The organism is uncultured Brevundimonas sp. (assembly GCF_937870815.1).
Taxonomy (GTDB): domain Bacteria; phylum Pseudomonadota; class Alphaproteobacteria; order Caulobacterales; family Caulobacteraceae; genus Brevundimonas.
The window spans coordinates 1-5,479 of record NZ_CALMZS010000014.1; the positions used below are offsets into that span (position 1 = coordinate 1).

Sequence of the window (5,479 nt, forward strand, 5' to 3'; positions counted from 1 at the left end):
ATGAATCGGAAGCGTGGATTCTGGATCGCTTTGTGGGTGGTTCTCGTCGTCGTTACGGGATGGCTCGCATTCGGCTATGGCGGCATGGGCTACGGGCCGTGGCATGGGGGACGGATGGGTGCCTGGGACGACGGCTATCGTGCCGACGGCGGTCCGCGCCGGTACGGCATGGGGCCCGGAATGATGGGGGGCGCGGTGCCCGGCCAGGGATTGGGCATGGGCATGTACCACGGGATGATGGGCCAGTACGGCGCGGGGATGCCGGGGATGGGCGCAGGGATGGGCTTCGGCATGACGCCCCCTGATCTGACGTCCGAACAGGCGCAGAAGATCGACCAGCTGCAACAAGAGGCCTTGGCGCGCAACCGCGGCCTGTCACAGCAGCTTTGGGCTGCACACGACACACTCAACCGTTTGCATATGAACGAAAAGCGGGACTGGGACGCGATTCGCGCCGCCTCACAGAAACCGTTCGATCTTCAGCGCCAGCAACTCGACTCAGCGATCGACCTGCAGCAAAAAATCGACGGTGTGCTGACGGATAGCCAGCGACGGGACATGGCGCGTTCCTGGCGGGGCCATGGAGGATAGGCGCGCAATAAATCCCCCTCCAGCAGCTAGCCGCAGACAAGCGTCGATCGGATTCGACGACAGATGACGGAGAGGCAGATGGACGAACACGCCGGTCACACACCCGCAATGGAGAGCCCGCCTCCTGGAGACGGCAAACACGCTGCCCACACGCAAGCGCAAGGAGGAGAGGCACGGAAGCACGGCGGCCATGACCACGCCCGCATGGTGGCGGATTTCAGAAGACGCTTCTGGATATCGCTGGCGCTGACGGTTCCCATCCTGGCCTTGTCCTCCGGCCTGTGGGAGATGCTCGGCCTGGCGGCGCCGGTGGCGTTTCGCGGCGACGCCTATGTGCTGTTCGGCTTCTCCAGCGTCGTGTTTTTCTATGGTGGCTGGCCGTTCCTGAAGGGCTTCGGCGAAGAACTCCGGCAACGGCAGCCGGGCATGATGACGCTGATCGCGGTGGCCATCAGCGCGGCCTATTTCTATTCCAGCGCAGTCACCTTCGGCCTGGCCGGCATGGGTTTCTACTGGGAACTGGCGACCCTGATCGACATCATGCTGCTCGGCCACTGGATCGAGATGAAGTCGGTGCTCGGCGCTTCCGGCGCCCTCGAAGCCTTGGTGCGGCTGCTGCCTTCCGAAGCGCACCGCGTGCAGCCGGACGGAAACACCGAGGACATCCCTGTCGACGACGTCGCACCCGGCGACCGCATCCTGGTGAAGCCGGGCGAACGCGTGCCCACCGACGGCATCATTGTTTCCGGCCAGACCAGCCTGGATGAATCCATGCTCACCGGGGAATCGAAACCGGTGGAAAAAGGCGAGGGCGCCGAGGCCATCGGCGGCTCGGTCAACGGCGAAGGCGCGATCACCCTCGAAGTCAAAAAAACCGGCGGGCAGACCTATCTGGCGCAGGTCATGGACATGGTGCGAAAAGCCCAGGAATCGCGCTCGCGCAGCCAGGACCTGGCCAACCGGGCGGCAGTGTGGCTGACCGCCATTGCGCTTGGCGGCGGCTTCGCCACCCTGTTCGTGTGGCTGACACTGGGACGCGATTTCGCCTTCGCCATGGAGCGCGCCGTCACCGTGATGGTGATTGCCTGTCCCCATGCCCTCGGCCTCGCCGTGCCGCTGGTCGTTGCGGTGAGCACCAGCATGTCCGCCTCGCATGGCCTGCTCATCCGCGACCGCGCGGCATTCGAGCGGGCGCGCAACCTGGGGGCCGTGGTGTTCGACAAGACCGGTACCCTGACCGAAGGCCGCTTCGGCGTGAGCGACATCGTGCCGCTGGGCGAGCTGGACGAGACGGCCTGCCTGCGCCTGGCCGCTGCGCTGGAGAGCCAGTCGGAGCATCCCATCGCCGCCGGCATCGTGCGCACGGCCAAGGAACGCCAGCTGGAATGGCCGCAGGCCAGCGACTTCAAGAACCTGACCGGCCGTGGCGCGCAGGCCGTGGTCGAAGGCCGGGAAATAAAAATGGTGAGCCCGGGCTATCTACGGGAACAGGGCATCCAGGTCCAGCACCCCAAACTCGAAGCGCTCGCCGCCGAAGGCAAGACCACCATCTTCCTGCTGGTGGACGGCCGCGCTGCCGCCGTGTTCGGACTGGCCGACGTGGTGCGCCCGGAATCGAAAGCGGCCATCGCGCGGCTCAAGGCCATGGGCATCCAATGCATGATGCTCACCGGCGACGCGCAAGCGGTGGCGCAAACGGTTTCAAGGCAACTGGATCTGGACGACTACTTCGCCGAAGTGCTGCCGGAACAAAAGGCGGAAAAGATCCGCGAAGTGAAGGCCCGCGGCCTCACCGTGGCGATGGTCGGAGACGGCGTCAACGATGCGCCGGCACTGGTGGAATCCGATCTGGGCGTGGCCATCGGCGCCGGCACCGACGTCGCGATCGAAGCGGCCGACATCGTGCTGGTGAGCAACAACCCGGAAGACGTGGCGGCGATACTGGGGCTGTCGCGCAAGACCTACGGCAAAATGGTCCAGAACCTGATCTGGGCCACCGGCTACAACGCCTTCGCGATTCCGCTCGCGGCCGGCGTGGCGGTCAATTGGGGCCTGCTGCTGACCCCGGCAGTGGGGGCCGTGCTGATGTCGGCGAGCACCGTGATCGTGGCGATCAATGCCAAGCTGTTGGGGCGGGGCGGGATGCCCGCCGCGGCCCATGCAGAAGGCCGCTCATAAATGGCAATCCATCATTGTGCGATGGCAATCGGCAGCACCGATTTTGTATTGAGCGGCGAGAGCGGGGAGGGTTGATTTTTGAGCATCAAGCATATAGCGGTTGCTGGAGACGCCGTCGTCATCACATATGACTTGTTGCAGACGGCCGCCGTACAGATTGAAGCACGCATTAGGTTCGGAAAAGGCTAGCCACGCACGAAGGTCACTTCATGAAAACGTGACGATCGAAATCAAAGGGCTGTTGTCGGGCGCTGAGTGCGCACGGCATCGAGAAGCAGCTCCTGAGGCTCACAAGCGTATGGTTTGACTGTAGCGTGTGCGATCCGGTCAAGCAAGCCGGAGCCTGCCCGGAATCAAGCAGAAGGCGCTGCACACCAGTTGGCGCAAGCAGCCATTCGACAACCAAGCACCCACGCGCTCTGCCTCCAGATCGCTGTAACAATTCCTCTTGACCATGGTCCCGACTCCAAGGTTTAGACTACCGGTCAATGAAGGAGTCAGTCATGCGCACCATCGGAAAACTCGCACGCGAAACCGACGTCACGGCCGACACGGTTCGTTATTACGAGAAGGAGGGTCTGCTCGCGCCTGCCACCAAGACCGGGGCCGGCTATCGTCTCTATGACGAGGATGCCGTGCGGCGCCTGCGTTTCATCAGGCAGGCGCAGCAGTGCGGCTTCAGCCTGTCGGAAATCCGGGAACTGCTGACCCTGAAAAACAGCGACGCGGCCTGCTGCAAGGACGTCAAGAGCGTGGCCATCGCCAAGAAACTGCAACTGGAACACAAGATCCGCGCGCTGCAGGCCATGTCCGGCGCGCTTTCCGGGCTGATCGCCATCTGCGATGACGAGACCCGTCCGCTGGACGAGTGCCCCATCCTCGCGGCACTGGAAAACAGCATGGCCAAACAAGGCAAAGGAGAAAAACGATGATCAAGATCGAAGTGTTTTCCTCGCCGGGCTGCGGCAAATGCGGCCAGGCCAGGACCATGCTCAAGGCGGTCGCGGAAGAGTTGGGCGCGGACAAGGTGCAGTGGCGCGACGTGAACATCCTGGAGGAAATGGATTACGCCGTGGACCTCGGCGTGATGGTGTCGCCCTCCATCGCCATCGACGGAAAACTCGTGTTCGCGTCGCTGCCCAGTGCCGGCAAACTGCGGGCGGAACTCGAAAAGCGGCTCCAACAGGGACATGCAGCATGAGCACCTTGTTGCTCGTGACGGCGGCGGGGCTGGGTCTGCTGGCCTTTTTCGAACCCTGCACCATCGCCACGCATACCCTGTTCGCCGCCCGCAGCAGCCATGACGTGGCGCGCCAGCGTCGCGCGGCGCTCGCCCAACTGGTCCTTTCGCGAAGCGCCTTGCTGGCAGGCCTCTTCGGCGCCGCTGCCGCCATCGGTCTCGACGGGCTCTCCGCGCCACAGGCGGCGCTTATGCTCGGCATCATCGGCGCGGTCTATCTGGTGACCCGCCGGGTTTATCTGCCGGTTCCCCATCTCGAATTCTTTCGCCTCATCCCGGGTGGGCGCCGCCTGCCGCAGGCGCTCAGGCTGGGCCTGACGCTGCCCGCCTGCACCCTGCCGCTGGTGGCCGTGGTCGGCGTCATCGCCGCCCTGAGCCAGCGCATCGACCTCGCGCTCGGGGCGGGGCTGGCCTTCGCCGGGATGTTTTCGCTGCCCACGGTATGGGACAGCCTGCATGGCTTGAATGCGGCGCATCTGGCATTCCTGGGCAAGGCCGCCGGAGCGAGCCCCTACGTGACGGCCCTGTTGCTGTGGGGCGGCGCTTTTCTGATCTGGCAGACAGGCATCTGAAACATGGACATGACCGCATTGCAAACGACACTGGAGCAGGCAAGCCTCGCATCGCTGGGGGTCGGTTTTGCCGCAGGCTTTATCTTCAGTTTCAACCCGGTGGCGCTGGCCGCCATTCCGGTTTCGCTCGCCTATGTGACCAAGGCCCATGAGACGAAGCGCGCCGTGCGCTTCGGCGCCATGTTCATCGCCGGCATGGTCCTGATGCATGTGTTCCTGGGTGCGGCGGCCGGCCTGGGCGGGATGTGGGTGCAAACACTCCTGGGCCGGGAATGGGGGCTGGTGCTGGGGCCGCTCCTGATCCTGCTGGGCCTGATGTGGCCGGGATGGATCAGGCTGCCGCTTCCCGTCATCCGGTTTCGCGCCAGGCGCGCCGAGAACGGCTGGGGCGCGTTCGCTCTGGGCATTCCGTTTTCAGTGGCGATATGTCCATTCTGCGCGCCAGCCTTGGTGATCCTGCTGGGCGTGGCCACCGGCATCGGCTCGCCGCTGTTCGGCGCGACGCTGCTGCTGGCGTTCGCCCTTGGGCGCGCGGTGCCGATCATCCTGGGCGCGTGGGCGGTGGGCTGGCTGGAAAGCCTGAAGCCGCTGCGGCATGCGCAGAAAATCTTCGAGGTTATCGGCGCGCTGCTCCTGATTCTCTCCGGGCTTTACATGCTGAATGCCTATTTCCTTTTCATCCCCGGTCTTGTCGCGTAGGAGGCTTCATGAGGTTTGCATTGCGTGCATGGCTGTTGTCCTGCGTTTTGTCTGGATTGTTCGGCATCAATGCCCAGGCGGCCGGGCCGAAGCCGGTTCCGTTCGTCATGCAAATGACCATCGGCGATTCCGATGCGCAGCGGCGCGCATTCATGCAAATCGCCAAGGTGCTGGAGGATATCGGTCCGCACAAGGTGAG

At 64.1% G+C, this 5,479-nt stretch carries 7 protein-coding genes; all 7 read left to right on the forward strand.

Annotated elements, in window-relative coordinates:
- The coding region (locus Q0588_RS01130) for a hypothetical protein (protein ID WP_298742999.1) at positions 1-591 on the forward strand (591 nt) is incomplete at its 5' end.
- Between the two features lie 78 nt (positions 592-669).
- Complete coding sequence (locus tag Q0588_RS01135) at positions 670-2,769, forward strand: heavy metal translocating P-type ATPase (protein ID WP_298743000.1); 2,100 nt, start codon at positions 670-672, stop codon at positions 2,767-2,769.
- Between the two features lie 503 nt (positions 2,770-3,272).
- Positions 3,273-3,701 (forward strand): heavy metal-responsive transcriptional regulator, encoded by a 429-nt coding sequence (locus Q0588_RS01140; RefSeq protein WP_296638915.1) that lies wholly within the window; start codon positions 3,273-3,275, stop codon positions 3,699-3,701.
- Positions 3,698-3,970, forward strand: coding sequence for a thioredoxin family protein (locus Q0588_RS01145; protein ID WP_298743001.1), 273 nt, complete (start codon positions 3,698-3,700; stop codon positions 3,968-3,970). Before Q0588_RS01140 ends, Q0588_RS01145 begins: the two co-directional genes overlap by 4 nt.
- The gene (locus Q0588_RS01150) at positions 3,967-4,581 is read left to right on the forward strand and encodes a hypothetical protein (RefSeq protein ID WP_296638913.1); all 615 of its coding nucleotides are present in this window, start codon (positions 3,967-3,969) and stop codon (positions 4,579-4,581) included. The genes Q0588_RS01145 and Q0588_RS01150 overlap by 4 nt, the downstream gene beginning before the upstream one ends.
- A gap of 3 nt (positions 4,582-4,584) precedes the next feature.
- Positions 4,585-5,280 (forward strand): cytochrome c biogenesis protein CcdA, encoded by a 696-nt coding sequence (locus Q0588_RS01155; RefSeq protein WP_298743002.1) that lies wholly within the window; start codon positions 4,585-4,587, stop codon positions 5,278-5,280.
- 8 nt (positions 5,281-5,288) lie between these two features.
- A partial coding sequence (locus Q0588_RS01160; RefSeq protein WP_298743003.1) for a hypothetical protein occupies positions 5,289-5,479 on the forward strand: 191 nt, incomplete at its 3' end.

Excerpts from the sequence above, each read along its gene's own strand:
- Q0588_RS01140 (WP_296638915.1), top strand. The coding sequence starts at position 3,273 with ATGCGCACCATCGGAAAACTCGCACGCGAAACCGACGTCACGGCCGAC.
- Q0588_RS01145 (WP_298743001.1), top strand. The coding sequence starts at position 3,698 with ATGATCAAGATCGAAGTGTTTTCCTCGCCGGGCTGCGGCAAATGCGGC.
- Q0588_RS01135 (WP_298743000.1), top strand. The coding sequence starts at position 670 with ATGGACGAACACGCCGGTCACACACCCGCAATGGAGAGCCCGCCTCCT.
- Q0588_RS01150 (WP_296638913.1), top strand. The coding sequence starts at position 3,967 with ATGAGCACCTTGTTGCTCGTGACGGCGGCGGGGCTGGGTCTGCTGGCC.
- Q0588_RS01155 (WP_298743002.1), top strand. The coding sequence starts at position 4,585 with ATGGACATGACCGCATTGCAAACGACACTGGAGCAGGCAAGCCTCGCA.